At 60.7% G+C, this 24,885-nt stretch carries 26 protein-coding genes; 14 read left to right on the plus strand and 12 right to left on the minus strand.

Annotated features, from left to right (window positions below; all coding sequences use genetic code 11):
• Positions 1-9 precede the first annotated feature (9 nt).
• Complete coding sequence (gene gatC, locus AC1RMX_RS18170) at positions 10-297, minus strand: Asp-tRNA(Asn)/Glu-tRNA(Gln) amidotransferase subunit GatC (RefSeq protein ID WP_096818932.1); 288 nt, start codon at positions 295-297, stop codon at positions 10-12.
• 211 nt (positions 298-508) lie between these two features.
• Between gatC and mreB the strand changes: the two genes are divergently transcribed.
• From mreB to tldD, 8 genes are all read left to right on the plus strand, one after another.
• Positions 509-1,546, plus strand: a complete 1,038-nt coding sequence (gene mreB, locus AC1RMX_RS18175; RefSeq protein WP_002555108.1) for a rod shape-determining protein MreB — start codon at positions 509-511, stop codon at positions 1,544-1,546.
• A gap of 141 nt (positions 1,547-1,687) precedes the next feature.
• Positions 1,688-2,833, plus strand: coding sequence for a rod shape-determining protein MreC (gene mreC / locus AC1RMX_RS18180; protein WP_493072746.1), 1,146 nt, complete (start codon positions 1,688-1,690; stop codon positions 2,831-2,833).
• Positions 2,833-3,324, plus strand: a complete 492-nt coding sequence (gene mreD / locus AC1RMX_RS18185; protein ID WP_085711798.1) for a rod shape-determining protein MreD — start codon at positions 2,833-2,835, stop codon at positions 3,322-3,324. Before mreC ends, mreD begins: the two co-directional genes overlap by 1 nt.
• A gap of 63 nt (positions 3,325-3,387) precedes the next feature.
• A complete protein-coding gene (locus AC1RMX_RS18190) occupies positions 3,388-3,984 on the plus strand; it encodes a Maf family protein (protein WP_493072673.1) in 597 nt (198 codons plus the stop codon).
• Between the two features lie 58 nt (positions 3,985-4,042).
• Complete coding sequence (gene rng / locus AC1RMX_RS18195) at positions 4,043-5,500, plus strand: ribonuclease G (protein ID WP_096818937.1); 1,458 nt, start codon at positions 4,043-4,045, stop codon at positions 5,498-5,500.
• Positions 5,501-5,575: 75 nt separating this feature from the next.
• The gene (locus AC1RMX_RS18200; protein ID WP_493072674.1) at positions 5,576-9,379 is read left to right on the plus strand and encodes a YhdP family protein; all 3,804 of its coding nucleotides are present in this window, start codon (positions 5,576-5,578) and stop codon (positions 9,377-9,379) included.
• A gap of 58 nt (positions 9,380-9,437) precedes the next feature.
• Positions 9,438-10,298, plus strand: a complete 861-nt coding sequence (locus tag AC1RMX_RS18205) for a carbon-nitrogen hydrolase family protein (protein WP_493072675.1) — start codon at positions 9,438-9,440, stop codon at positions 10,296-10,298.
• A gap of 5 nt (positions 10,299-10,303) precedes the next feature.
• Complete coding sequence (gene tldD / locus AC1RMX_RS18210) at positions 10,304-11,746, plus strand: metalloprotease TldD (RefSeq protein ID WP_085711794.1); 1,443 nt, start codon at positions 10,304-10,306, stop codon at positions 11,744-11,746.
• Between the two features lie 51 nt (positions 11,747-11,797).
• Here the strand turns inward: tldD and yjgA are convergent, their stop codons facing one another.
• Complete coding sequence (gene yjgA, locus AC1RMX_RS18215; RefSeq protein WP_096818946.1) at positions 11,798-12,322, minus strand: ribosome biogenesis factor YjgA; 525 nt, start codon at positions 12,320-12,322, stop codon at positions 11,798-11,800.
• Between the two features lie 108 nt (positions 12,323-12,430).
• Between yjgA and pmbA the strand changes: the two genes are divergently transcribed.
• From pmbA to AC1RMX_RS18245, 6 genes are all read left to right on the plus strand, one after another.
• A complete protein-coding gene (gene pmbA / locus AC1RMX_RS18220) occupies positions 12,431-13,777 on the plus strand; it encodes a metalloprotease PmbA (RefSeq protein ID WP_096818948.1) in 1,347 nt (448 codons plus the stop codon).
• A 162-nt stretch (positions 13,778-13,939) separates the two neighbouring features.
• Positions 13,940-14,347 (plus strand): FagA protein, encoded by a 408-nt coding sequence (locus AC1RMX_RS18225; protein WP_493072676.1) that lies wholly within the window; start codon positions 13,940-13,942, stop codon positions 14,345-14,347.
• Positions 14,328-15,704 carry a class II fumarate hydratase gene (locus AC1RMX_RS18230; protein WP_493072677.1) on the plus strand — a complete coding sequence of 459 codons (1,377 nt, stop codon included), beginning with the start codon at positions 14,328-14,330 and terminating at the stop codon, positions 15,702-15,704. Before AC1RMX_RS18225 ends, AC1RMX_RS18230 begins: the two co-directional genes overlap by 20 nt.
• A 27-nt stretch (positions 15,705-15,731) precedes the next feature.
• A complete protein-coding gene (locus AC1RMX_RS18235; protein ID WP_096818952.1) occupies positions 15,732-16,172 on the plus strand; it encodes a DUF2753 family protein in 441 nt (146 codons plus the stop codon).
• Position 16,173: 1 nt separating this feature from the next.
• Positions 16,174-16,785, plus strand: coding sequence for a superoxide dismutase (locus AC1RMX_RS18240; protein WP_493072747.1), 612 nt, complete (start codon positions 16,174-16,176; stop codon positions 16,783-16,785).
• Positions 16,786-16,815: 30 nt separating this feature from the next.
• Positions 16,816-17,709, plus strand: a complete 894-nt coding sequence (locus tag AC1RMX_RS18245) for a ZIP family metal transporter (RefSeq protein ID WP_493072678.1) — start codon at positions 16,816-16,818, stop codon at positions 17,707-17,709.
• Between the two features lie 40 nt (positions 17,710-17,749).
• Here the strand turns inward: AC1RMX_RS18245 and AC1RMX_RS18250 are convergent, their stop codons facing one another.
• The 10 genes from AC1RMX_RS18250 to AC1RMX_RS18295 form a co-directional block, all read right to left on the minus strand.
• Positions 17,750-18,025, minus strand: a complete 276-nt coding sequence (locus AC1RMX_RS18250) for an HPr family phosphocarrier protein (protein ID WP_096818959.1) — start codon at positions 18,023-18,025, stop codon at positions 17,750-17,752.
• 15 nt (positions 18,026-18,040) lie between these two features.
• The gene (gene rapZ / locus AC1RMX_RS18255; RefSeq protein WP_096818961.1) at positions 18,041-18,898 is read right to left on the minus strand and encodes an RNase adapter RapZ; all 858 of its coding nucleotides are present in this window, start codon (positions 18,896-18,898) and stop codon (positions 18,041-18,043) included.
• A gap of 2 nt (positions 18,899-18,900) precedes the next feature.
• Positions 18,901-19,365, minus strand: coding sequence for a PTS IIA-like nitrogen regulatory protein PtsN (ptsN, locus tag AC1RMX_RS18260; RefSeq protein ID WP_096818963.1), 465 nt, complete (start codon positions 19,363-19,365; stop codon positions 18,901-18,903).
• Between the two features lie 11 nt (positions 19,366-19,376).
• Positions 19,377-19,685 carry a ribosome hibernation-promoting factor, HPF/YfiA family gene (gene hpf / locus AC1RMX_RS18265; protein WP_007953578.1) on the minus strand — a complete coding sequence of 103 codons (309 nt, stop codon included), beginning with the start codon at positions 19,683-19,685 and terminating at the stop codon, positions 19,377-19,379.
• Positions 19,686-19,758: 73 nt separating this feature from the next.
• The gene (locus AC1RMX_RS18270) at positions 19,759-21,252 is read right to left on the minus strand and encodes an RNA polymerase factor sigma-54 (protein WP_011332472.1); all 1,494 of its coding nucleotides are present in this window, start codon (positions 21,250-21,252) and stop codon (positions 19,759-19,761) included.
• 186 nt (positions 21,253-21,438) lie between these two features.
• Positions 21,439-22,164 carry an LPS export ABC transporter ATP-binding protein gene (gene lptB / locus AC1RMX_RS18275; RefSeq protein ID WP_007953572.1) on the minus strand — a complete coding sequence of 242 codons (726 nt, stop codon included), beginning with the start codon at positions 22,162-22,164 and terminating at the stop codon, positions 21,439-21,441.
• The gene (gene lptA / locus AC1RMX_RS18280; protein WP_096818965.1) at positions 22,164-22,709 is read right to left on the minus strand and encodes a lipopolysaccharide transport periplasmic protein LptA; all 546 of its coding nucleotides are present in this window, start codon (positions 22,707-22,709) and stop codon (positions 22,164-22,166) included. Before lptA ends, lptB begins: the two co-directional genes overlap by 1 nt.
• Entirely contained in the window at positions 22,696-23,268 is a 573-nt protein-coding gene (lptC, locus tag AC1RMX_RS18285) for an LPS export ABC transporter periplasmic protein LptC (RefSeq protein WP_085711782.1), read from the minus strand. The genes lptA and lptC overlap by 14 nt, the downstream gene beginning before the upstream one ends.
• Before the next feature lie 8 nt (positions 23,269-23,276).
• Entirely contained in the window at positions 23,277-23,801 is a 525-nt protein-coding gene (locus tag AC1RMX_RS18290; protein WP_011332476.1) for a KdsC family phosphatase, read from the minus strand.
• Positions 23,802-24,776 (minus strand): KpsF/GutQ family sugar-phosphate isomerase, encoded by a 975-nt coding sequence (locus tag AC1RMX_RS18295; RefSeq protein ID WP_085729618.1) that lies wholly within the window; start codon positions 24,774-24,776, stop codon positions 23,802-23,804.
• Positions 24,777-24,885: the final 109 nt, after the last annotated feature.

Consider the following 24,885-nt stretch of genomic DNA (forward strand, 5'->3'; position numbering starts at 1 on the left):
TCTTTCCCTTTAGTCGATGACTTTCGGAACCAGATACAGGCCGTTTTCGACCGCTGGTGCGATGGACTGATAGGCCTCGCGGTTATTCGTCTCGGTCACGACGTCGGCGCGCAGGCGCTGACTGGCTTCCAGCGGGTGGGCCAGCGGCTCGATACCATCGGTATTGACCGCCTGCATTTCGTCGACCAGCCCGAGAATGCTGTTGAGGGCCGAAGTGATTTGTGGAAGATCGGCATCATTAAGGCCAAGGCTGGCCAGATGAGCGATTTTTTCCACGTCGGAGCGTTCTAGCGCCATCGGGTTTCTCCAGTGGAAAACAGGACGGACGGCGTCCGTGTGTTAGATTGTCGGAACACTACCGCACTTCTACGGTCATAAGGCCGCGATTGTGGGGCTTGGTGCACAGAAAAGCGGCCAATTTAACATATTGGCGCCTTGCCCAAAATCCCTGTCGTTGTTAGAGTTTGCCGCACTTTTTTACCCACGCGTTGCCTAGGGTCCCTTTCCCATGTTCAAGAAACTGCGTGGCATGTTTTCCAGCGATCTTTCCATTGACCTGGGCACTGCCAACACCCTTATTTACGTGCGCGAGCGCGGTATCGTCCTGAATGAGCCATCGGTTGTGGCCATTCGGACACACGGTAACCAGAAAAGTGTCGTTGCTGTCGGCACCGAGGCCAAGCGCATGCTCGGCCGTACGCCGGGCAACATTGCTGCCATTCGTCCGATGAAGGACGGCGTCATTGCCGACTTCAGCGTCTGCGAAAAGATGCTGCAATACTTTATCAACAAGGTTCACGAAAACAGCTTCCTGCAGCCTAGCCCTCGTGTGCTGATCTGCGTTCCATGCAAGTCCACCCAGGTTGAGCGTCGTGCCATCCGTGAATCGGCCCTTGGTGCCGGTGCGCGTGAAGTGTTCCTGATCGAAGAGCCAATGGCTGCTGCGATCGGTGCCGGCCTGCCGGTTGAAGAAGCACGCGGCTCGATGGTCGTGGATATCGGTGGTGGTACTACCGAAATCGCGCTGATCTCCCTGAACGGCGTGGTCTATGCCGAATCCGTGCGCGTTGGCGGCGACCGCTTCGACGAAGCGATCATCACTTACGTGCGTCGCAACTACGGCAGCCTGATCGGCGAATCCACCGCCGAGCGCATCAAGCAGGAAATCGGTACGGCCTACCCGGGCGGCGAAGTTCGCGAAGTCGACGTTCGCGGTCGCAACCTGGCCGAAGGCGTTCCACGCGCATTCACCCTGAACTCCAATGAAGTGCTGGAAGCTCTGCAAGAGTCCCTGGCAACTATCGTTCAGGCCGTGAAAAGCGCCCTGGAGCAATCGCCGCCGGAACTGGCTTCCGACATCGCCGAGCGTGGCCTGGTGCTGACCGGTGGTGGCGCGCTGCTGCGTGACCTCGACAAGTTGCTGGCCCAGGAAACCGGTCTGCCGGTGATCGTTGCCGAAGACCCGCTGACCTGTGTTGCTCGCGGCGGTGGCCGTGCACTGGAAATGATGGACAAGCACACCATGGACCTGCTCTCCAGCGAATAAGTCGCCGGGTGCAATACGTGGGTGAGCGCGCAGGCAGCACTTTGCAGTGCTGCCTGTTGGCGTTTATCTTCTGTCAGTCTTCATCCAGGCCGGTTTGATGCCGTATGAATAAACAGAACATTTGCCTGGGAGGAGCGGCCTATTAAACCGCTTTTCGCCAAGGGCCCCTCACTGGGCGTGCGCTTGTTGGTGCTGGCCGTGCTGTCGGTCGCGCTGATGGTGGTCGATGCCCGTTTCAGCCTGCTCAAGCCTGCCCGCAGCCAGATGTCGCTGGTGCTGATGGACGCTTACTGGATCACCGACCTGCCCGGCAGGCTGTGGGAAGGTGTCGCCAGTCAGTTCGGCAGCCGCACTGAGCTGGTCGCCGAAAACGAAAAACTCAAGACCGAGAACCTGCTGTTGCAGGGCCGCATGCAAAAGCTTGCCGCCCTCACCGAGCAGAACGTCCGTCTGCGCGAGTTGCTCAATTCCTCCGCGCTGGTCAACGAGAAGGTCGAAGTGGCCGAGCTGATCGGCATGGACCCGAATCCCTTCACTCATCGCATCATCATCAATAAAGGTGAGCGCGACGGCGTGGTGCTCGGTCAGCCGGTGCTTGATGCACGCGGCCTGATGGGGCAGGTGGTCGAACTGATGCCGTACACCTCCCGTGTCTTGCTGCTGACCGACTCGACCCACAGCATTCCTGTGCAGGTGAACCGTAACGGTCTGCGGGCGATTGCCAGCGGCACCGGTAACCCTGAGCGTCTGGAACTGCGCCATGTGGCCGATACGGCCGATGTCAAGGAAGGCGATCTGCTGGTCAGCTCCGGCCTGGGCCAGCGCTTCCCGGCCGGCTACCCGGTGGCGACGGTGAAGGAAGTGATCCACGATTCCGGCCAGCCATTCGCCATTGTCCGCGCCGTACCGACGGCTGCGCTGAACCGCAGCCGCTACCTGTTGCTGGTGTTCAGCGACAACCGTACGGCTGAAGAGCGTGCCAACGATGCGGCGCAGGCTCAGGAAAACCTTGATGCGTTTGGTGGTGGCCCGATCATTCCAGCCACTGTGCCGAAAACGGTGAATACACCGGCTCAGGCTCAAGCACCTGCTGCGGCCAGCACACCTGCTGCTCCCGCTGCTGCTACGCCAGCCAAACCCGCCGCGAGCAAACCGCCAGCGACGCCGGCCAAACCACCCGCAGCGACGCCGGCAGCCACCAAGCCGCCAGCCGCTCAGCCTGCCAGCGCACGGCCGGCCGCCAAACCGCCTGTCACTGCGCCGGCTACCACTGGGGGACGAGAATAATGGTCGGTGTCAAAGCCTCCCGAAACGGCTGGATCGTCTGGCTGACGTTTCTGATCGGCATGCTGCTCAGCGTGTCGCCGCTGCCGCAATTCATGGAAATCCTGCGCCCGCTCTGGCTGGCCCTGCTCCTGGCATTCTGGGCCTTGGCCCTGCCGCAGAAGGTCGGCATGGTCACCGCATTTTGCCTCGGGCTTGCTGAAGACGTGCTGTACGGCACGCTGCTGGGACAGAACGCGTTGATCCTGACGCTGATCACGTTCCTGGTGCTGTCGTTGCAGCAACGCCTGCGGATGTTCCCGATGTGGCAGCAGTGCCTGGTCATCCTGGTGATCTTCGGTCTCGCGCAGCTTGTGCAATTGTGGCTCAGTGCCCTGACCGGCAATCGCCAGCCGACCCTGGCGCTGGTGCTGCCGGCACTGGTCAGCGCCTTGCTCTGGCCGTGGGTCAGCTTCGCTTTGCGTGGATTGCGCCGACGCTACAAAATCAACTGATTCGGTCAGGCATGGGCCCGTACCGGTGCCATGAGGCAGGGCACTCAACAGGGAGATGTTTGGATGAAGTCGCTTTACCTCGCCTCTGGATCGCCGCGTCGGCGTGAGCTGCTCACGCAGATCGGCGTTCCGTTCACCGCCATCAGTGCGGACATCGATGAAACCCCTTTAGCCAATGAATCCCCAACGGCCTATGTCGAGCGTCTGGCGCGCGGCAAGGCCGAGGCCGGGCGGCGCTCTGTCATCTGCGACACGCCATTTTGCGTGCTGGGCGCCGACACTGCCGTGGTGCTGGACGGCAAAATTCTCGGCAAACCGGTGGACGAAGCCGATGCATGCGCCATGCTGATGATGTTGTCCGGCAAGGAACACGAAGTGCTGACCGCCATCGCCGTGCTCGATGGTGAGCGCTGCGAGTCGCAAGTGGTATGCAGTCTGGTACGGTTTCGGGCGATCAGTCGCGAAGAAGCCGCCGCCTACTGGGCCAGCGGCGAACCTCGGGACAAGGCCGGCGGTTACGGTATTCAGGGGCTTGGCGCGGTGTTTGTCGCCGGTCTCAACGGCAGCTATTCGGCTGTCGTGGGATTGCCGGTGTGCGAAAGCGCAGAACTGCTCGGCCATTTCGGCATACCCTGTTGGCAAAACCTGAGTGCGCAGTAAGCGTCGAACGGAACAAGATGCGGCCATTATCGTGAACATGCCTGAACGAGACCCTGCCATGAGTGAAGAGATTCTGATCAACATCACGCCGATGGAATCGCGCGTGGCGGTGGTCGAAAACGGTGTGCTGCAAGAAGTGCATGTCGAGCGCACGCAAAAACGCGGGATCGTCGGCAACATCTATAAAGGCAAGGTCGTACGCGTGCTGCCCGGCATGCAGGCGGCATTCGTCGACATCGGCCTGGACCGTGCGGCGTTCATTCACGCCTCGGAAATCTCCCTGCGCGAAGGCCCGGCAGTGGAAAGCATCAGTGCCCTGGTGCATGAAGGTCAGAGCCTGGTGGTGCAAGTCACCAAGGATCCGATCGGTTCCAAGGGCGCGCGGTTGACCACGCAACTGTCGATCCCGTCGCGCTATCTGGTGTACATGCCGCGCACCGCCCACGTCGGCATTTCCCTGAAAATCGAAGATGAAGCCGAGCGCGAACGTCTGAAACAGGTGGTCAGCGATTGTGTGGCCAAAGAAGGCATCAAGGAGGCCGGTGGTTTTATTCTGCGCACCGCCGCCGAAGGTGCCGGGGCCGATGAAATCCTGATGGACATCCGCTACCTGCGACGCCTGTGGGATCAGATCAGCGAACAGATCAAGACCATCGGCGCGCCGAGCGTGATCTATGAAGACCTTGGTCTGGCATTGCGCACCTTGCGTGACCTGGTCAGCCCGAAGATCGAGAAGATCCGCATCGACTCCCGGGAAACCTTCCAGAAAACCACGCAGTTCGTCGCCGAACTGATGCCGGAAATCGCCGATCGTCTGGAACACTATCCGGGTGAGCGGCCGATTTTTGACTTGTACGGCGTCGAAGACGAAATCCAGAAAGCCCTTGAACGCAAGGTGCCGCTGAAGTCCGGCGGTTATCTGGTGGTGGATCCGGCTGAAGCCATGACCACCATCGACGTCAACACTGGTGCGTTCGTCGGGCATCGCAACCTCGAAGAGACCATCTTCAAGACCAACCTCGAAGCGGCCACCGCGATTGCCCGGCAGATGCGTCTGCGCAATCTGGGCGGGATCATCATCATCGACTTCATCGACATGGAAGATGAAGAGCACCAGCGCCAGGTACTGCGTACCCTGGAAAAACAGCTGGAGCGCGATCACGCCAAGACCAACATCATCGGTATCACCGAGCTGGGTCTGGTGCAGATGACTCGCAAGCGTACCCGCGAAAGTCTGGAGCAAGTGCTGTGCGAGCCTTGCAGCAGTTGTCAGGGGCGGGGCAAGCTGAAGACGCCGGAAACCATTTGCTACGAGATTTTCCGGGAGATCCTGCGCGAGGCCCGGGCCTATCAGGCCGAGGGTTATCGTGTGCTGGCGAACCAGAAAGTCGTCGACCGGCTGCTCGATGAAGAGTCCGGTAACGTCGCCGAGCTTGAAGGGTTTATCGGGCGCACCATACGCTTCCAGGTGGAAACCATGTATTCCCAGGAACAATATGACGTGGTGCTGCTCTGATCCCCTGCGTCACCTATTTCCTGAAACGGCTGGCCTCAGCTTTTTGCAGTATTTTTGCCATGGGAGCCAACTGACATGGAACGTCTGACACGCATTCTGGCCGCACTGACCCGTTGGGGTCTGGGCCTGTGCGCGTTGGTTCTGGTGTTGATGGCGTTGTACGTCAGCCTCGGCCGGGAACTCACGCCACTGGTGGCCGAATACCGTACCGACATCGAAGACAAGGCCAGCGCAGCCTTGGGCATGCCGTTGCAGATCGGTGAGCTGGAAGGCAACTGGAGCGGATTTGCGCCGATCCTGCTGGCCCACGACGTGATGGTCGGCGACGGTGCCAATGCGCTGCGCCTGGATCGGGTGCGCGCGGTGCCGGATCTGTGGGCCAGTCTGCTGGCTCGTGAAGTGCGTATCGCGCATCTTGAACTCAACGGCCTGAAGATCAGCCTCAAGGAAGGTGAAGACGGCCAGTGGGCGCTCGAAGGATTGCCGGTGCAGCAGGATCAGCCCATGGATCCCGAGCAACTGTTCAACCGTATGCAAGTGGTCCAGCAATTGTCGGTGCTCGACAGCCAGGTGACCTTGCAGCCGCGGGACCAGGCGCCGCTGACGTTCACTTACGTCGGCCTCAATCTCAAGACCGGTCTCAATCGTCAGCGCCTCGACGCGCGACTGACCTTGCCCGACGGGCAACCCGTTGCACTGAGCCTGCGTACGCGGATTCGTGCCAGCCAGTTGCAGGACAGCGCGGTCGAGGGCTACGTCAGCTTGCCGCAAAGCGACTGGGCGAAATGGCTGCCCGAGCGCCTGACCCAGCAGTGGAATTTCTCCGAGATCAAGGCCGGCGGCGAGTTGTGGGTCAACTGGAGCGAGGGCGCGTTGCAAAGCGCCGCCATTCGCCTCAACGCTCCGCAACTGACTGGTGCCTACGCCGAGCGCAAGCCGATCCAGATCAACAATCTGGCCCTCAACGGTTATTTCCAGCGCAGCGCCGAGGGCGCGACCGTCACCCTCGATTCGCTGGCGATGAATTTTGGCGAGACCCGCTGGGAGTCCCGTGTTCAGGTCAAGCAGACCGCCGCCACCGACAAGGTCGATGAGCTCTGGCATCTGCAGGCCGATCGCCTCGATCTGACGCCGATCACTCCGTTGCTCAATGCATTGGGCCCGCTGCCGCAAGGCTTTGCCACCGTGGTCGAGCATCTGAAAGTGACCGGTGGCTTACGCAATGTGCTGCTGGATTTCCGGCCCAACGCCACCGACGACAGCAAATTCAGTTTCGCCGCCAACCTCGATCAGGTCGGCTTCGACGCCTATCACGGCGCGCCGGCCGCGCGGAATGTCAGCGGCAGCCTGACCGGCAACCTCGGCGGCGGTGAGTTGCGCATGGACAGCAAGGACTTTGTCCTGCACCTCGATCCGATTTTTGCCAAGCCATGGCAATACATCCAGGCCAATGCCCGACTGACCTGGAAACTCGATAGCGAAGGTTTCACGCTGATCGCACCGTACCTGAAGGTGCTCGGCGAGGAAGGCAAGATTGCCGGCGACTTCCTGATCCGCCTGCATTTCGACCATACCCAGGAAGACTACATGGACCTGCGGGTCGGGCTGGTGGACGGCGACGGTCGCTACACCGCCAAGTATCTGCCCGAAGTCCTGAGCCCGGCCCTCGACGAATGGCTGCGTACCGCGATTCTCAAAGGCGCGGTGGATCAAGGGTTCTTCCAGTATCAGGGTTCCCTGAACAAAGGCGCCGCAGATGCGGATCGCAGCATCAGCCTGTTTTTCAAGGTGCACGATGCCGAGCTGGCATTCCAGCCTGGCTGGCCGCATGTGAGCAAGGTCAGCGGTGATGTGTTCATCGAGGACAGCGGTGTGCGGATCGTCGCCAGCAAAGGCCAGTTGCTCGACACTCAGGTCAACGACGTCTTCGTCAATATCCCCCATGTACCGAGCGGCGAGCACAGCCATATGTACCTCGACGGCGGGTTTGCCGGTGGACTGGGCGACGGCTTGAAAATTCTCCAGGAGGCGCCGATCGGCACCGCCGACACCTTCGCCGGCTGGGAAGGCGAGGGCGACCTGCAAGGCAAACTCAAACTGGATGTGCCGTTGGCCAAGGGCGATCAGCCGAAGATCCTCGTGGACTTCAAGACTGCCAATGCGCGACTGAAACTGGCTGAGCCGAAACTGGAGTTGAGCCAGCTCAAGGGCGACTTCCGCTTCGACAGCGCCAAGGGTCTGAGCGGGCAGAACATCAGTGCCCGGGCCTTCGACAAACCGGTCACCGCGCAGATCTTTGCCGATGGCGGCCCCGGCAAGCTCAAGACCCGGGTAGCGGCGTCGGGGCAGGTCGAAGTCAAGAAACTCACCGACTGGCTCGGCGTGACTCAGCCGTTGCCGGTGTCCGGGACGATTCCCTATCAACTGCAAGTGAACCTGGACGGTGCTGACAGCCAATTGATGGTCAGCTCCAACCTGAAGGGTGTGGCGGTGAATCTGCCCGCGCCGTTCGGCATGACCGCCGATGTCGGGCGTGACACGGTGTTCCGCATGACGCTGCAAGGTCAGGAGCGGCGTTACTGGGTCAATTACGATCAACTGGCCAACTTCACCTTCGCCGCGCCACCGGGCAATTTCGCCGATGGCCGTGGCGAGCTGTTCCTCGGTACCGGTGAGGCCGTGTTGCCGGGCAACAAAGGCCTGCGGATACGCGGTGTGTTGTCCGAGCTGGACGTCAAACCCTGGCAGGATCTGGTGGACAAGTACGCCGGTCAGGATCCGGGCGGCAGCGCCAAGCAACTGCTCAGCAGCGCAGATTTCAAGATCGGCAAACTCACCGCCTTCGGCACCACGCTGGATCAGGCGGCGGTGCAACTGGATCGCAAGCCCGGCGCCTGGGCGCTGGCCCTCGACAGTCAACAGGCCAAAGGCACGGTCGGCATTCCCGACGCCAAAAGCGCGCCGATTGTGGTGAACCTTCAATACGTGCGTTTGCCGGCACCGGACCCGACGGTGCAGGCCGACGATAACGCCCCTGACCCTCTGGCCTCGGTCGATCCAACCAAGATCCCGGCGCTGGACATCACCATCAATCAGCTGTTCCAGGGCCAGGACCTGGTTGGTGGCTGGTCGCTGAAAGTCCGTCCGACCGCCAAGGGTATCGCCCTGAACAATCTCGATCTGGGCCTCAAGGGCATTCTGTTGCAGGGCAGCGGTGGCTGGGAGGGGACGCCCGGTGCCACCAGCAGTTGGTACAAGGGCCGGATTGGCGGCAAGAATCTCGCCGACGTGCTCAAGGGCTGGGGCTTTGCGCCGAGCGTGACCAGCGAAGAATTCCACATGGATGTCGACGGCCGCTGGCCGGGTTCGCCGGCGTGGCTGGCGACCAAGCGCTTCTCCGGCACGCTCGATGCGTCGCTGAACAAGGGGCAGTTCGTCGAAGTCGAGGGCGGTGCTCAGGCGCTGCGAGTGTTCGGTCTGCTCAACTTCAATTCCATCGGCCGGCGTCTGCGCCTCGATTTCTCTGACCTGTTCGGCAAAGGTTTGAGCTATGACCGGGTCAAGGGATTGCTGGTAGCGAACAACGGCGTCTACGTGACGCAGGAGCCGATCAAACTGACCGGGCCATCGAGCAATCTTGAACTCAACGGCACGCTGGATCTGGTCGGCGATCAGGTCGATGCCCGGTTGCTGGTGACCTTGCCGGTGACCAACAACCTGCCGATTGCCGCGTTGATCGTCGGTGCACCGGCGGTCGGCGGGGCGCTGTTCCTGATCGACAAACTGATCGGTGATCGCGTCGCGCGGTTCGCCAGCGTCAAATACACCGTCAAAGGCCCGTGGAAAGAGCCGAAAATCACCTTCGACAAGCCTTTTTGATCAGCCAGGCCGCAAACCGATGGAGTAGCATGGCTGCCTACCTCTTGCGGAGTTCGCCATGTCTTTAGCGGTGATTCAAATGGTCAGCCAGAGCGACGTGCTGGCCAATCTGCGCGATGCCCGACGTTTGCTCGAACAAGCGGCCAACGCTGGCGCGAAGCTGGCGGTGCTGCCGGAAAACTTCGCCGCCATGGGGCGTCGCGACATCGCTGATATCGGCCGTGCCGAAGCACTTGGCGAAGGACCGATCCTGCCGTGGTTGAAACAGACCGCTCGCGACCTCAAGTTATGGATAGTGGCCGGCACCTTGCCGTTGCCGCCGGCGGGGCAACCCGAGGCGAAGTCCCATGCCTGCTCGTTGTTGGTGGACGATCAGGGCGAAATCGTTGCGCGCTATGACAAGTTGCATCTGTTTGATGTGGATGTTGCGGACAATCGCGGCCGTTACCGTGAATCCGATGACTATGCTTATGGCAGTGGCGTGGTGGTTGCGGACACGCCGGTCGGCCGAATCGGCCTGACGGTGTGTTACGACCTGCGCTTCCCGGAGCTGTACAGCGAATTGCGGGCTGCTGGGGCTGAATTGATTACCGCGCCGTCGGCCTTCACCGCAGTGACCGGTGCGGCGCACTGGGACGTGTTGATCCGTGCACGGGCGATTGAAACCCAGTGCTACGTGTTGGCGGCGGCCCAGGGCGGGACGCATCCGGGACCGCGGGAAACCTTTGGCCATGCGGCGATTATCGATCCGTGGGGCCGCGTGCTGGCGCAGCAGGAACAAGGCGAAGCCGTGTTGCTGGCCGAGCGCGACAGTGACGAACAGGCGTCCATCCGGGCGCGAATGCCGGTGACGGGTCATCGGCGGTTTTTTTCGCAGGGCGCACAGCGACCTGCTTCAGAACACGAATTTAAGGCGTAAAACCTATGAGCGAGTTGTTGTCCTCAGTCAGTGATCACCTGTTGGCGCCTGGCGGCGTGACGATCGAGAGCCTGCAAGGCGTGCTCGGTGATCTGGCGGGTCCAGGCATCGATGCGGCCGACCTGTATTTCCAGGGGCAGATTTCCGAGTCCTGGTCGCTGGAAGACGGCATCGTCAAGGAAGGCAGTTTCAACCTCGATCAGGGTGTTGGTGTGCGTGCGCAGTCCGGCGAAAAAACCGGTTTTGCCTACAGCAACGCGATCACCCTCGAAGCGCTTGGCGCGGCGGCCCGTGCGGCCCGTTCGATTTCCCGTGCCGGGCAGAACGGCACCGTGCAGGCGTTCAGCACGCAGGACGTCGCCCAGTTGTATGCGCCGGACAACCCGCTGGAAGTGCTGAGCCGCGCCGAAAAAGTTGAACTGCTCAAACGCATCGATGTTGCCACCCGCGCCCTCGATCCGCGTATCCAGCAGGTCAGCGTGAGCATGGCCGGGGTCTGGGAGCGGATTCTCGTGGCCTCGACCGACGGTGGCCTGGCTGCCGACGTGCGTCCTTTGGTGCGATTCAACGTCAGTGTGATCGTCGAGCAGAACGGTCGTCGCGAACGGGGCGGCCATGGCGGCGGCGGGCGTACCGACTACCGTTATTTCCTCGCCGAAGACCGCGCCATGGGTTATGCCCGTGAAGCGTTGCGTCAGGCGCTGGTGAATCTGGAAGCGATTCCGGCACCGGCCGGCACCTTGCCGGTTGTTCTGGGTTCGGGTTGGTCCGGCGTGCTGCTTCACGAAGCGGTCGGCCACGGTCTGGAAGGCGATTTCAACCGAAAGGGCAGTTCTGCCTACAGCGGGCGTATGGGCGAGATGGTTGCTTCCAAGCTCTGCACCATCGTCGATGACGGCACGTTGGCCGGTCGTCGCGGTTCCCTGAGCGTCGATGATGAAGGCACGCCGACCGAGTGCACCACGCTGATCGAAAACGGCGTGCTCAAGGGCTATATGCAGGACAAGCTCAATGCGCGCCTGATGGGCGTGGCCCGCACCGGCAACGGTCGCCGCGAATCCTACGCGCACCTGCCGATGCCGCGGATGACCAACACTTACATGCTCGGCGGCCAGAGCGATCCGGCGGAAATCATCGCGTCGGTGAAGAAGGGTATCTACTGCGCCAACCTTGGTGGCGGTCAAGTCGACATCACCAGCGGCAAGTTCGTGTTCTCCACCAGCGAGGCTTACCTGATCGAGGACGGCAAGATCACCGCGCCGGTCAAAGGCGCGACGTTGATCGGCAACGGTCCGGAAGCGATGAGCCGGGTGTCGATGGTCGGTAACGATCTGGCGCTGGACAGCGGTGTGGGGACGTGTGGCAAGGATGGGCAATCGGTGCCGGTGGGCGTGGGTCAGCCGACGCTGAAGATCGATGCGATCACCGTGGGTGGCACGGGCGCATAAGAAGGGATGGAGCTTCGGGTGGCGCGCAGTGCGGCCACCCGGTGGCGAATATCAACGCAGACCGCGTTGAGTCTCGTCCAGCTCACGGATGTACTTGAAGATCTTGCGGCTCGAGGCAGGAGGTTTGTTTTGCGCAACCTCATGCTGGGCCTGACGGATCAGGGAACGCAGTTGCTGGCGGTCGGCGTCCGGGTACTCGACGACGAATTTCTCCAGCACGGCATCGTCACCGCCGATCAGGCGGTCACGCCAGCGTTCGAGGTTGTGGAAACGCTCGTTGTACTGACGGGTAGAGGCATCGAGTTGATCGAGCAAGGTGAGAATGGCGTCAGTGTCCTGATCGCGCATCAGTTTGCCGATGAACTGCAAGTGCCGTTTACGCGCGATGTTCGCGGTGTGCTTGGGCGCATCGGCCAGGGCCCGGCGCAAAGCGTCGGTCAATGGCAGTTTCGCCTGCAAGTCGGGCTTGAGCGTTGTAAGGCGCTCGCCAAGGTCAACCAGAGCATGCAGCTCGCGTTTGACCTGGGATTTGCTTTTTTCTCCCGTATCGAGGGAGTCGTCGTAAGAATCAACCATGGTGGCAGTCCGCAAAGAAACGCCGCCATGATAACCAGTCGGGGGCCGCTTGTCCGGCCCGGTCGCTCGAAGGCCCCAGCCGAAAGCAGAATTTGAGTGGAGATGAGCATGAGTGCAGTTGAAAGCGTCGGCCCACAGGCATTGCCGGCACTGCAGGAACAGGTCGAGCAGATCATCGCCGAAGCCAAGCGTCAGGGTGCCAGTGCCTGCGAAGTGGCGGTGTCGCTGGAGCAGGGCCTGTCGACGTCGGTGCGTCAACGTGAAGTCGAAACGGTCGAGTTCAACCGCGATCAGGGCTTCGGCATCACGCTGTATGTCGGCCAGCGCAAGGGTTCTGCCAGCACGTCCGCCACCGGGCCCGATGCGATTCGCGAGACGGTCGCTGCGGCGCTGGCGATTGCCAAGCACACGTCCGAAGACGAAGCTTCGGGGCTGGCCGATGCCGCGCTGATGGCCAGGGATATTCAGGATTTCGACCTGTTCCACCAATGGGACATCACCCCGGAACAAGCCATCGAGAAGGCGCTGCTCTGTGAAGCCGCTGCGTTCGACACCGATGCGCGGATCAAGAATGCCGATGGCACCACCCTCAGCACTCATCAGGGTTGCCGCGTGTATGGCAACAGCCACGGTTTCATCGGTGGTTACGCCTCGACTCGACACAGCCTGAGCTGCGTGATGATCGCCGAGGCCGATGGCCAGATGCAGCGTGATTACTGGTACGACGTGAACCGCCAGGGCAGTTTGCTGGCCGACCCGGTGAGCATCGGTCAGCGCGCTGCACAGCGAGCGGCGAGCCGTCTGGGCGCGCGCCCGGTGCCGACTTGTGAAGTGCCGGTGCTGTTTTCCGCCGAGCTGGCGGGCGGGTTGTTTGGCAGTTTCCTGTCGGCGATTTCCGGCGGCAGCCTGTATCGCAAATCGTCCTTCCTTGAAGGGACGCTGGGGCAGAAGCTGTTTCCGGAGTGGCTGACCATCGACGAGCGCCCGCACCTGATGCGCGCCATGGGCAGTGCGTCGTACGACGGTGACGGTCTGGCGACCTATGCCAAACCGTTCGTCGAAAAAGGCGAACTGGTGTCGTACATCCTCGGCACCTATTCCGGTCGAAAGCTCGGCATGCCAAGCACCGCCAACGCAGGCGGTGTGCACAACCTGTTCGTCACCCATGGCGATGAAGACCAGGCAGCACTGTTGCGACGTATGGGCCGTGGGTTGCTGGTCACCGAGCTGATGGGCCATGGCCTGAACATGGTCACCGGTGATTACTCGCGCGGTGCGGCAGGTTTCTGGGTTGAAAACGGTGAAATCCAGTTCGCGGTGCAGGAAGTGACCATCGCCGGCAACATGCGCGACATGTTCAAGCAGATCGTCGCAGTGGGTAACGATCTGGAGCTGCGCAGCAACATTCGCACCGGTTCGGTATTGATCGAGAAGATGACCGTCGCGGGCAGTTAAGCCCCAGGCACGTACACAAAAGGCGCGCCATCCGATTGGGTGGCGCGCCTTTTTTTGTGTCCGCAAATCTTTCGGGCCGATCAGGCCAGCTAAAAAGCTGCTCTTGTTTTGGTTCTCATTATCATCTAATAATAAATCTCATTATCGGATGAGCCCAGGATCATGAGTTCTGCCTTGCACGAGCAGCCGTACCTCGAAAGCTGGCGCTGGATGAGTCGCCAGATCCGTTGCGCCATGGATCCCGACGAACCGCGTCTGATCGAACACTACCTGGCCGAAGGCCGGTATCTGGCCTGCTGCACGGCGACCTCGCCCTGGACTGTCGCTGAAACTTCTTTCCGTCTGCTGCTCGACACGGCGTCCGACATCGCATTGCCGTGGCACTGGCGCAGCCTCTGTCTTGATCAGGCCTGGCGCCCCTTGCGTGAAATGGAGCGCCTGTCCCTGTGCAAATGCCGGCTCAAACGCTGGCAAAGCTACACCTGGCAGCTCGCCACTTGCGAGTTGCAACCCTCCATTCCTCTTATTGAACTGGTGCAAGGATTTTCAGATGACCAAGACACGTATTGAGCGCGACAGCATGGGCGAACTGCAGGTGCCGGTGGACGCTCTCTACGGCGCGCAAACCCAGCGCGCAGTGGACAATTTCCCGATCAGCGGCAAGCCGATGCCGACCCAGTTCATTCGCGCCCTGATCCTGGCCAAGGCCGCTGCTGCCCGGGCCAACGTCGAACTCAACCAGATCAGCGCAGCACAAGGCAAAGCCATCAGCGACGCGGCCCAGGGTCTGCTTGAAGGCGACTTCATGCAGCATTTTCCGGTGGATATCTTCCAGACCGGTTCCGGCACCAGTTCCAACATGAACGCCAACGAAGTGATCGCCACCCTGGCCAGCCGCCTGCTCGACGAGTCGGTGAACGCCAACGATCACGTCAACTGCGGGCAGAGCAGCAACGACATCATCCCGACCACCATCCACGTCAGCGCCGCGCTGGCCCTGCATGAACAACTGCTGCCGGCGCTGCTGCACCTGGTGCAAGTGATCGAACGCAAGTCTGAACAAGTCCACCACCACGTCAAAACCGGTCGCACCCACCTGATGGACGCCATGCCGGTGCGCATGAGTCAGGTGCTCAATGGCTGGGCGCAGCAGCTCAAGGCCAACATCGGTCACCTGCAGGACTTGCTGCCAAGCCTGCAATCCCTGGCTCAGGGTGGCACGGCGGTCGGCACCGGGATCAATGCGCATCCGGAATTCGCCGCGCGATTCAGCCGCCAGTTGAGTCAATTGACCAACGTGCAATTCACCCCGGGCAAGGATCTGTTCGCGCTGATTGGTTCGCAGGACACTGCCGTGGCCGTCTCGGGTCAGCTCAAGGCGACTGCCGTATCGCTGATGAAAATCGCCAACGACCTGCGCTGGATGAACTCTGGCCCGCTCGCCGGCCTCGGTGAAATCGAGCTGGAAGGCCTGCAACCGGGCTCGTCGATCATGCCGGGCAAGGTCAATCCGGTGATTCCGGAAGCCACCGCCATGGTCGCCGCGCAAGTGATCGGCAATGACTCGGTGATCACCATCGCCGGTCAGTCGGGCAATTTCGAACTGAACGTGATGCTGCCGATCATCGCCCAGAACCTGTTGAGCAGCATCGAATTGCTGGCCAACTCCAGCCGTCTGCTGGGTGACAAGGCGATTGCCAGCTTCAAGGTCAACGAATCGCGCCTCAAGGAAGCGCTGTCGCGCAACCCGATTCTGGTGACCGCACTCAACCCGATCATCGGTTACCAGAAAGCCGCCGAAATCGCCAAGCAGGCCTACAAACAGGGCCGTCCGGTGGTTGACGTCGCGCTGGAGCACACCGACCTGTCGCGCAGCCAACTGGAAGAGTTGCTCAATCCCGAGAAACTCACCGCCGGCGGCGTGTAAACACCGCAACCGCTTTGGAGACTCATCATGGAGCACTGGAAACGCACGATCGAACGGGCCAATCGCTGCTTCATGCTGGGCGAGCTGATCGACGCCCGCGAGGCCTATCTGCAAGCGCTGGCCCTGGCTCAAGTGCTGTTCGAGCGCTGGGCCGATGCCGACGAAGCGGTGGCGGCCTGCGTCATCTCCCATCACAACCTGGCCGACCTGCATCTGCGCCTGAACCAGCCGGAGGAGAGCGCCGAATATCTGTGCGCGATCCACCAGCGCCTGTTGCAGACCATGCAGAACGAGCGCCTGCGCCCGGCCCTGCGTGAGGCGGCGTTGCGCCAGAGCAGCAAGACCTATGTCGAACTGCTCAATTTCATCAGCGAACACGGCGAATACCCGCGCACCCAGCGGCTGCTGCACCCGGATACCGGCAATGCGCGTCGCGTGCCTGCCCAACATCACCATGGAGTCCACTGAAATGGCTTTTACCCTGCCAGCCTTGCCTTACGCCTACGACGCACTGGAACCGCACATCGATGCGCAGACCATGGAGATCCACTACACCAAGCATCACCAGACCTATATCAACAACCTGAACGCCGCGGTCGAGGGCACGGAGTACGCCGAATGGCCGGTGGAAAAACTGGTGGCCAGCGTCCAGCAACTGCCGGAAAAACTGCGTGCGGCGGTAATCAATCAAGGCGGCGGTCACGCCAACCATTCGCTGTTCTGGGAAGTGATGGTGCCAGGCGGTGGCGGCAAGCCGGACGGCGCGCTGGCCAGGGCGATCGATGAGCAACTGGGCGGCCTCGACAGCTTCAAGGATGCTTTCACCAAAGCCGCGCTGACCCGTTTCGGCAGCGGCTGGGCCTGGCTGAGCGTGACCCCGGACAAAAAACTGGTGGTGGAAAGCAGCGGCAATCAGGACAGCCCGCTGATGGGCGGCAATACGCCGATTCTCGGACTCGATGTGTGGGAACACGCCTACTACCTGCGTTATCAGAACCGTCGCCCGGAATACATCAGCGCGTTCTACAACGTGATCAATTGGCCTGAAGTCGCTGTGCGTTATCAGGCTGCACTGGTTTAAGTCTCCTATAAAAACAATCCAAGGCTGACTATGGGCACTGAAACACTGGCGATCGGAAGTGGGCGTATGTTTCGTTACGCATTCGGATCGCTGCTGCTGTTGGCGGGCATGACCTTGCTGGTGGCTCACGGACTCGAATGGCTGAACCTTGAGCCGAAACTGTCCCGGGCATTGCAGGGCGGTGCAATCTGCGCGCTTGGCACGGCACTCGGGGCGGTTCCGGTGCTGGTGATCCGCAACATGCCTCAGGCATTGGGCGACACGCTGCTGGGGTTTGGTGCCGGCGTGATGCTGGCGGCGACCGCGTTTTCGCTGATCGTGCCGGGGATTGCCGCCGCAGAAAGCCTTGGCCTGAGCCCTTGGGGTGCCAGTGGTCTGATCTGTTTCGGCATCATGCTCGGTGCTTTCGGTCTGTATCTGGTGGACCGCAAGGTGTCCGGCGCTTCACCGGAAATGCTCATTGGCACCGTCGAACATCCAGTGATTCCCCCTCGGATCTGGCTGTTCGTGTTTGCCATCATTGCCCATAACATCCCGGAAGGCATGGCCGTCGGTGTCTCCGCGGGCGGCGGCATGCCGGACGCTGACAGCCTGGCGATGGGCATCGCCTTGCAGGATGTGCCGGAAGGGTTGGTGATTGCGCTGGTGCTGGCCGGAGCAGGGATGTCGCGGGTCAAGGCGTTTCTGATCGGGGCGGCATCGGGGCTGGTCGAACCGGTGTTTGCACTGCTGTGTGCGTGGCTGGTCAGTCTGGCTGAATTGTTGTTGCCCCTCGGATTGGCGCTGGCGGCCGGGGCGATGTTGCTGGTGGTGACCCACGAAGTAATCCCGGAGTCGCGACGCAATGGTCACGACAAACTGGCGAGCCTGGGATTGTTGATCGGGTTCTGTCTGATGATGGTGATGGACACGGCGTTGGGATGAGAGGGGGGAGGGAAGCTTGCTCCCTCGCCACCAAAGGCTTTCAACCGCCTTCGTCGAAGTAGTTGTTGATCAGTGCCACCAAGGCATCCAGGGCTTCCTGTTCCTGATGCCCCTCGGTGCTCAGGAAGATTTTGGTGCCCTTGCCGGCAGCGAGCATCATCATCGCCATGATGCTTTTGCCATCTACCGTAGTTTCCGGGGTGCGACCCACTCTGATCGTGCAGTCGGGATACTGCCCCGCCACGCCAACGAACTTTGCCGACGCCCGGGCATGCAGGCCCAGCTTGTTGATGATTTCGATTTCCAGAGCAGGCATCGCGGTGTGAATCCTTTAGCTGAGGTCGCGGTGGCGAACCTGGACGTTCTTCAGGGTTTTCTGCAGGGCCTGACCCAGGCGTTCGGTCAGGTAGACGGAACGGTGATGTCCGCCGGTGCAGCCAATGGCAATGGTGACGTAGGCGCGATTGCTTGCAGCGAAGCGCGGCAGCCATTTGAACAGATACGCATAGATGTCCTGGAACATCTCTTCGACTTCCGGCTGTGCCGCCAGGTATTCGGCCACCGGCTCATCGAGCCCCGATTGCGCGCGTAATTCCGGTTTCCAGTACGGGTTGGGCAGGCAGCGTACATCGAACACCAGATCCGCATCCACCGGCATGCCGCGTTTGAAACCGAACGACTCCACCAGAAACGCCGTGCCCGGCTCCGGCTGGTTCAGCAGCCGCAGCTTGATGGTGTCGCGCAACTGGTACAGGTTCAGATTGGTGGTGTTGACCTTCAGGTCGGCCAGATCGGCGATCGGGCCCAGCAGGGCCGTTTCATCGTTGATGGCTTCCGCCAGCGAACGATTGGCGCTGCTCAGCGGGTGGCGACGACGGGTTTCCGAAAAGCGCTTGAGCAGGGTTTCTTCATCGGCGTCCAGATACAGGACGTCGCACTGGATGTGCCGGCTGCGGACCTCTTCAAGCAACTCCGGAAAGCGCGAGAGATGACTGGGCAGATTGCGCGCATCGATCGATACCGCGACCAGTGGCTGAGACAGTTCCGTATGAATCAGTGCGCGCTCCGCCAGTTCCGGGAGCAGGCCGGCAGGCAAATTGTCGATGCAGTAGTAGCCGTTGTCCTCGAGGACATCCAGAGCGGTACTTTTGCCCGAGCCGGAGCGGCCACTGACGATGATCAAGCGCATGTTTAGTGCCCGTTTTGCTCGTCCAGGACAACCTGATACAAGGCTTCGTTGGTGGTGGCGCGACGCAATTTTTCGCGTACGTCCTTGCGGTCGAGCATGCTGGCGATCTGGCGCAGCAGTTCCAGGTGCGCATCGGTGGCGGCTTCCGGGACCAGCAGCACGAACAGCAGGTCGACCGGTGCACCATCGATGGCGTCGAAATCGATGGGTGCTTCAAGGTGCATCAAGGCGCTGATGGGGGATTCGCAACCCTTGAGGCGGCAATGGGGAATGGCGATGCCGTTGCCAAAACCGGTCGAGCCGAGTTTTTCACGGGCAATCAGTGCCTCGAAGACATCTTGCATCTCCAGATCCGGTACTTCCCGGGCGATCAGGTTGGCAATTTGTTCGAGGGCTTTCTTTTTGCTGCCGCCCGGCACGTTCACGAGGGAACGGCCGGGGGTCAGGATGCTTTCAAGTCGGATCATGGGGGTGGGGGTTATCGACCGGTAGCGCCCTGAAGCAGGCTCTGGGTCTTTTCCTTATGCTTTTTGAGTTGTTTATCAAGCTTGTCGGTCAGCGCGTCGATCGCTGCGTACATATCGGTATGTTCCGCGTTTGCGACGACCTCGTTACCGGGAATATGCAGCGTGGCTTCGATTTTCTGCTTCAGCTTCTCGACGCACATCGTGACTTGCACGTTGGTGATCTTGTCGAAATGCCCCTCAAGCCTCTTGAGCTTTTGCTCAACGTACTCACGGAGAGGTTGGGTAACTTCCAGTTGGTGTCCACTGATGTTGACTTGCATACAGCTTCTCCTTCGTTGCCAGTGCATAAAGCGGCAGGCCGAAGAGCCTGCCACTGGAACGCTGTAACGTGGCTTACATCAACCGCTTGCGTTCGCTCGAAGGCGCGATCCCGAGGGATTCGCGGTACTTGGCGACGGTGCGGCGAGCCACCTGAATGCCTTGTGCCTCCAGTAAACCAGCGATCTTGCTGTCACTCAACGGCTTTTTCTGATTTTCCGCGGCAACCAGTTTCTTGATGATCGCGCGGATCGCCGTGGACGAGCATTCGCCGCCTTCGGAGGTGCTGACGTGGCTGGAGAAAAAGTATTTCAGTTCATAAATGCCCCGGGGGGTATGCATGAATTTTTGCGTGGTCACCCGGGAAATCGTCGACTCGTGCATGCCCACCGCTTCGGCGATGTCATGCAGCACGAGAGGCTTCATGGCTTCGTCGCCGTATTCAAGAAAGCCGCGCTGATGCTCGACGATCTGGGTGGCCACTTTCATCAGGGTTTCGTTGCGGCTCTGCAGGCTCTTGATGAACCAGCGGGCTTCCTGCAACTGATTGCGCATGAAGGTGTTGTCGGCGCTGGTGTCGGCGCGGCGCACGAAACCGGCGTACTGGGCGTTGACCCGCAGGCGCGGCACCGATTCCTGGTTCAGTTCGACCAGCCAGCGCTCGTTGTCCTTGCGTACGATGACGTCAGGCACCACGTACTCGGCTTCGGTGGACTCGATCTGCGAACCGGGGCGCGGGTTGAGGCTCTGCACCAGTTCGATGACCTGGCGCAGTTCATCTTCCTTGAGCTTCATGCGGCGCATCAGCTGGCTGTAGTCGCGGCTGCCGAGCAGGTCGATGTAATCGGTGACCAGACGCTTGGCTTCCGCCAGCCAAGGGGTCTTGGCCGACAGCTGGCGCAATTGCAGCAGCAGGCATTCGCCCAGGTTGCGTGCGCCAATGCCGGCAGGTTCGAATTGCTGGATGCGGTGCAGGACGGCTTCGATCTCGTCCAGCTCGATGTCGAGCTCCGGATCGAAGGCGTCGAGAATTTCTTCGAGGGTTTCGTCGAGGTAGCCCTGATTGTTGATGCAGTCGATCAGGGTGACGGCGATCAGGCGATCGGTGTCAGACATCGGCGCCAGGTTCAACTGCCACAGCAGGTGGCTTTGCAGGCTCTCGCCGGCGGAGGTACGGGTGGTGAAGTCCCACTCGTCGTCATCGCTGCTCGGCAGGCTGCTGGCGCTGGTCTGGTAGACGTCTTCCCAGGCGGTGTCGACGGGGAGTTCGTTGGGGATTCGCTCGTTCCATTCGCCATCCTCTAGATTGTCGACCGTCGGTGCGGTCTCCTGATAGGAGGGTTCCTGGATCTCGGTGTTGGGCTTCTGTTCGGCGTTGTCGGCCATGGGATCGGAGTTGTCGAAGTCGTCGCCGTCTTCCTGGCGTTCGAGCATCGGATTGGATTCCAGAGCCTCCTGGATTTCCTGTTGCAGATCCAGGGTCGACAATTGGAGCAGGCGGATGGCCTGTTGCAGCTGCGGTGTCATCGTCAGCTGCTGGCCCATTCTCAAGACTAGCGATGGTTTCATGGCAGGGGCTTAACACCTTATTCGCCGGCGCTATGCGCCATCCACTACAGGGCGCCGAAGCGCCAAACTTAAGCAAATTATATGCCTGAAACTGTCGTGTTTGCCTAGAGCGCTGTAACAATAAAAGCGTATAAAAGTGCGCTTCAACGTTACAGCACCCGGACGGCTGGTCGAATGCTGTCGCGCTTACAGGCGGAACTCGTGACCCAGATACACTTCCTTCACCAGATCGTTGGCGAGGATGGTCGCGGAGTCGCCTTCGGCGATCAGTTGGCCGTCATTGACGATGTAGGCCGTTTCGCAGATATCCAGCGTCTCGCGGACGTTGTGGTCGGTGATCAGTACACCGATGCCCTTGGCCTTGAGGTGGTGAATGATCTGCTTGATGTCGCCCACGGAGATCGGGTCGACACCGGCGAACGGTTCATCGAGCAGGATGAATTTCGGCGCAGTGGCCAGTGCACGGGCGATTTCCACCCGGCGACGCTCACCACCGGACAGGCTCATGCCGAGGTTGTCGCGGATGTGGCTGATGTGGAATTCCTGCAGCAGGCTTTCCAGCTCCTTGCGACGACCGGCCTTGTCGAGCTCCTGACGGGTCTCGAGGATGGCCATGATGTTGTCGGCCACCGACAGTTTGCGAAAGATCGACGCTTCCTGTGGCAGATAGCCGATACCGGCCTTGGCGCGACCGTGCATCGGCTGGTGGCTGACATCCAGGTCGTCGATCAGCACGCGACCCTGATCGGCCTGCACCAGGCCGACGATCATGTAGAAGCAGGTGGTCTTGCCGGCGCCGTTGGGGCCGAGCAGTCCGACGATCTGACCGCTGTCGATCGACAGGCTGACATCGCGCACGACCTGGCGGCTTTTATAGGCCTTGGCCAGGTGCTGAGCTTTCAGAGTTGCCATTACTGGGATTTCTCGTCGGTTTTCTTCTTCGGCTGGATCACCATGTCAATGCGCGGACGCGCTTCGGTGACCTTGTTGCCGGTGGCACGACCCGCGCTGGCCAGCTTTTTCACCGTGTCATAGACGATTTTCTCGCCCTGAGTGGTGTTGTTGTCCTTGTCGACGACTTTCGCCTTGTCGATCAGCACAACGCGGTTTTGCGCGGCGTGGTACTGGATGGTCACGCCCCAGCCCTGTACAGGCTTGGTGTCGCCAGCCGTCTGCAACTGCTCGAAGTAGGCAAGGTTGCCCACCGAGGTCACGACGTCGATATCGCCGGTCGGGGTGCGGGTGATGGTCACGGTGTTGCCTTTGACGATCATCGAACCCTGAGTGATGATCACGTCACCTTTATAGGTGGCAACGCCATTCTTGTCGTCCAGCTGGGCATCGTCGGCCTGAATGCGGATTGGCTGCTCTTGATCGTTCGGCAGAGCCCAGGCGCTCACGCTTCCCAGTGCTGCGCCCAGACTGAGCAAAATAGGGAGGGTTTTAACGAGCCTCATACTGTCCTCTTACGTTCGATAGCAGGTGTATCCTGCTTTCCTTCAAATACGCTTTCATTCCCACGCCGGTCGATACACCGCCAGCGCCGTCGATTCTAACGGGTTGCTGGGTCTGCGCATATTGTTGCTGCGGGAACACTGTCATGCGAGTGGAGGTGATCAGGGTGTCGCGGTTCTTTTCATCGGTGCGCTTGACGCGAACCGAGTCGATCAGCTCGACCTCGGTGCCACCGGAATTCACTTCACCGCGCTCGCTGGTCACGTGCCATGGGAAGTCGGTGCCGCGATACATGTTCAGGTCGGGCTTGGTGACCAGTGTAATGTCGGTCGCCTTGACGTGCTCGGCCTTGTCGGAAGTCATTTCGTACTGCACCTTGCCGTCTTCCAGGTATTGCAAGGTGTGGGTGTTGGTCGCGTACCAGTCGATCGGGCTCTCTTCTGCCGAGACAGGAGGCTTGTCGAGGAAGCGTTCCGGGCTGATGTTCCAGTAGCCGACCGCGCCGAAAATGGCCGCGATGCAACCGAACAGCAGTATGTTGCGAAACTTTTTGCTAAACATGGTTTGACTCACAAATACGCGTTATTGGCGGCATCGAGGCTGCCCTGGGCGCGCAGGATCAGTTCGCAGAATTCACGGGCGGCACCCTCGCCACCACGGGCCTGAGTGACGCCATGGGCGTGCTCGCGCACAAAAGCGGCAGCGTTGGCCACCGCCATCCCCAGCCCCACCCGGCGAATCACCGGCAGGTCGGGCAGATCGTCGCCGAGATAGGCGACCTGTTCATAGCTTAGGCCCAGTTGCTCGAGAAGGCCGTCGAGGACGACGAGTTTGTCTTCACGACCCTGAAACAGGTGCGGAATGCCCAGGTTTTTCGCCCGGCGTTCGACCACCGGGGTCTTGCGACCACTGATGATGGCCGTTTGCACGCCGGCGTTCATCAACATCTTGATGCCCTGGCCGTCGAGCGTATTGAAGGTCTTGAACTCGCTGCCGTCTTCAAGGAAGTACAGGCGCCCGTCGGTGAGGACGCCGTCGACGTCGAAAACCGCCAGTTTGATGGCTTTGCCGCGTTGCAGCAGATCGGTGCTCATTTACATCACTCCTGCGCGCAGCAGGTCGGAGAGGTTGAAGGCGCCGATCGGGCGATCGTCCTCATCCACGACGACAAGCGCGTTGATTCGATGGTCTTCCATGATTTTCAGGGCCTCGGCGGCGAGCATTTCGGCGCGGGCGGTCTTGCCGTGCACGGTCATCACCTGGTCGATGGTGGCGCTGCGTATATCAATGCTTCGATCCAGCGTACGGCGCAAGTCGCCGTCGGTGAAGATCCCGGCAAGCTTGCCGTCGGCTTCAAGAATCACGGTCATGCCCAGACCCTTGCGGGTCATTTCCATCAGTGCGTCCTTGAGCAGCGTGCCGCGTTGTACCTGCGGCAGCTCCTGGCCGGCGTGCATGACGTTTTCCACTTTCAGCAGCAGGCGTCGGCCCAGTGCGCCACCCGGGTGGGAAAAGGCGAAATCTTCGGCGGTGAAGCCGCGGGCTTCCAGCAGCGCCACGGCCAGGGCATCGCCCATGACCAGTGCGGCGGTGGTCGAGGAGGTCGGTGCCAGGTTCAGCGGGCAGGCTTCGTGCTCGACGTGAACGTTGAGATTGACCTCGGCCGCTTTTGCCAGAGGCGATTGCGGGTTGCCGGTCACGCTGATCAGCTGGATGCCCAGGCGCTTGATCAGCGGCAGCAGGGTGACGATTTCGTTGGTGGAGCCGGAGTTCGACAGGGCCAGGATCACGTCGTCACGGGTGATCATGCCCATGTCGCCATGGCTGGCTTCGGCCGGGTGCACGAAAAATGCCGGGGTGCCGGTGCTGGCCAGGGTCGCGGCAATCTTGTTGCCGATGTGCCCGGACTTGCCCATGCCGACCACGACGACACGGCCCTTGCTGGCCAGAATCATCTCGCAAGCGCGTACGAAATCGGCGTCGATATGGGGCAACAAGCCTTGTACGGCTTCCACTTCGAGGCGGATGGTGCGTTGTGCCGATTGAATCAGGTCGCTGGTTTGGCTCATGTCAGAAATCGTATAGCCCGATGAAAAGGCGGCGATTATAGCGGTTATGTTGAAAAGCCTCACGCAAGTTCGTCGTGCTTTGTCATTCCTCGTTACTAAAACCCTCTAA

Source organism: Pseudomonas sp. GW822-FHT03F04 (assembly GCF_058801405.1).

Excerpts from the sequence above, each read along its gene's own strand:
- AC1RMX_RS18205 (WP_493072675.1), top strand. The coding sequence starts at position 9,438 with ATGTCTTTAGCGGTGATTCAAATGGTCAGCCAGAGCGACGTGCTGGCC.
- AC1RMX_RS18235 (WP_096818952.1), top strand. The coding sequence starts at position 15,732 with ATGGAGCACTGGAAACGCACGATCGAACGGGCCAATCGCTGCTTCATG.
- AC1RMX_RS18245 (WP_493072678.1), top strand. The coding sequence starts at position 16,816 with ATGGGCACTGAAACACTGGCGATCGGAAGTGGGCGTATGTTTCGTTAC.
- mreB (WP_002555108.1), top strand. The coding sequence starts at position 509 with ATGTTCAAGAAACTGCGTGGCATGTTTTCCAGCGATCTTTCCATTGAC.
- AC1RMX_RS18230 (WP_493072677.1), top strand. The coding sequence starts at position 14,328 with ATGACCAAGACACGTATTGAGCGCGACAGCATGGGCGAACTGCAGGTG.
- pmbA (WP_096818948.1), top strand. The coding sequence starts at position 12,431 with ATGAGTGCAGTTGAAAGCGTCGGCCCACAGGCATTGCCGGCACTGCAG.
- AC1RMX_RS18200 (WP_493072674.1), top strand. The coding sequence starts at position 5,576 with ATGGAACGTCTGACACGCATTCTGGCCGCACTGACCCGTTGGGGTCTG.
- mreD (WP_085711798.1), top strand. The coding sequence starts at position 2,833 with ATGGTCGGTGTCAAAGCCTCCCGAAACGGCTGGATCGTCTGGCTGACG.
- rng (WP_096818937.1), top strand. The coding sequence starts at position 4,043 with ATGAGTGAAGAGATTCTGATCAACATCACGCCGATGGAATCGCGCGTG.
- yjgA (WP_096818946.1), bottom strand. The coding sequence starts at position 12,322 with ATGGTTGATTCTTACGACGACTCCCTCGATACGGGAGAAAAAAGCAAA.
- tldD (WP_085711794.1), top strand. The coding sequence starts at position 10,304 with ATGAGCGAGTTGTTGTCCTCAGTCAGTGATCACCTGTTGGCGCCTGGC.
- AC1RMX_RS18295 (WP_085729618.1), bottom strand. The coding sequence starts at position 24,776 with ATGAGCCAAACCAGCGACCTGATTCAATCGGCACAACGCACCATCCGC.
- hpf (WP_007953578.1), bottom strand. The coding sequence starts at position 19,685 with ATGCAAGTCAACATCAGTGGACACCAACTGGAAGTTACCCAACCTCTC.
- AC1RMX_RS18290 (WP_011332476.1), bottom strand. The coding sequence starts at position 23,801 with ATGAGCACCGATCTGCTGCAACGCGGCAAAGCCATCAAACTGGCGGTT.
- ptsN (WP_096818963.1), bottom strand. The coding sequence starts at position 19,365 with ATGATCCGACTTGAAAGCATCCTGACCCCCGGCCGTTCCCTCGTGAAC.
- AC1RMX_RS18190 (WP_493072673.1), top strand. The coding sequence starts at position 3,388 with ATGAAGTCGCTTTACCTCGCCTCTGGATCGCCGCGTCGGCGTGAGCTG.
- lptB (WP_007953572.1), bottom strand. The coding sequence starts at position 22,164 with ATGGCAACTCTGAAAGCTCAGCACCTGGCCAAGGCCTATAAAAGCCGC.
- lptC (WP_085711782.1), bottom strand. The coding sequence starts at position 23,268 with ATGTTTAGCAAAAAGTTTCGCAACATACTGCTGTTCGGTTGCATCGCG.
- rapZ (WP_096818961.1), bottom strand. The coding sequence starts at position 18,898 with ATGCGCTTGATCATCGTCAGTGGCCGCTCCGGCTCGGGCAAAAGTACC.
- AC1RMX_RS18250 (WP_096818959.1), bottom strand. The coding sequence starts at position 18,025 with ATGCCTGCTCTGGAAATCGAAATCATCAACAAGCTGGGCCTGCATGCC.
- AC1RMX_RS18270 (WP_011332472.1), bottom strand. The coding sequence starts at position 21,252 with ATGAAACCATCGCTAGTCTTGAGAATGGGCCAGCAGCTGACGATGACA.
- AC1RMX_RS18240 (WP_493072747.1), top strand. The coding sequence starts at position 16,174 with ATGGCTTTTACCCTGCCAGCCTTGCCTTACGCCTACGACGCACTGGAA.
- lptA (WP_096818965.1), bottom strand. The coding sequence starts at position 22,709 with ATGAGGCTCGTTAAAACCCTCCCTATTTTGCTCAGTCTGGGCGCAGCA.
- AC1RMX_RS18225 (WP_493072676.1), top strand. The coding sequence starts at position 13,940 with ATGAGTTCTGCCTTGCACGAGCAGCCGTACCTCGAAAGCTGGCGCTGG.
- gatC (WP_096818932.1), bottom strand. The coding sequence starts at position 297 with ATGGCGCTAGAACGCTCCGACGTGGAAAAAATCGCTCATCTGGCCAGC.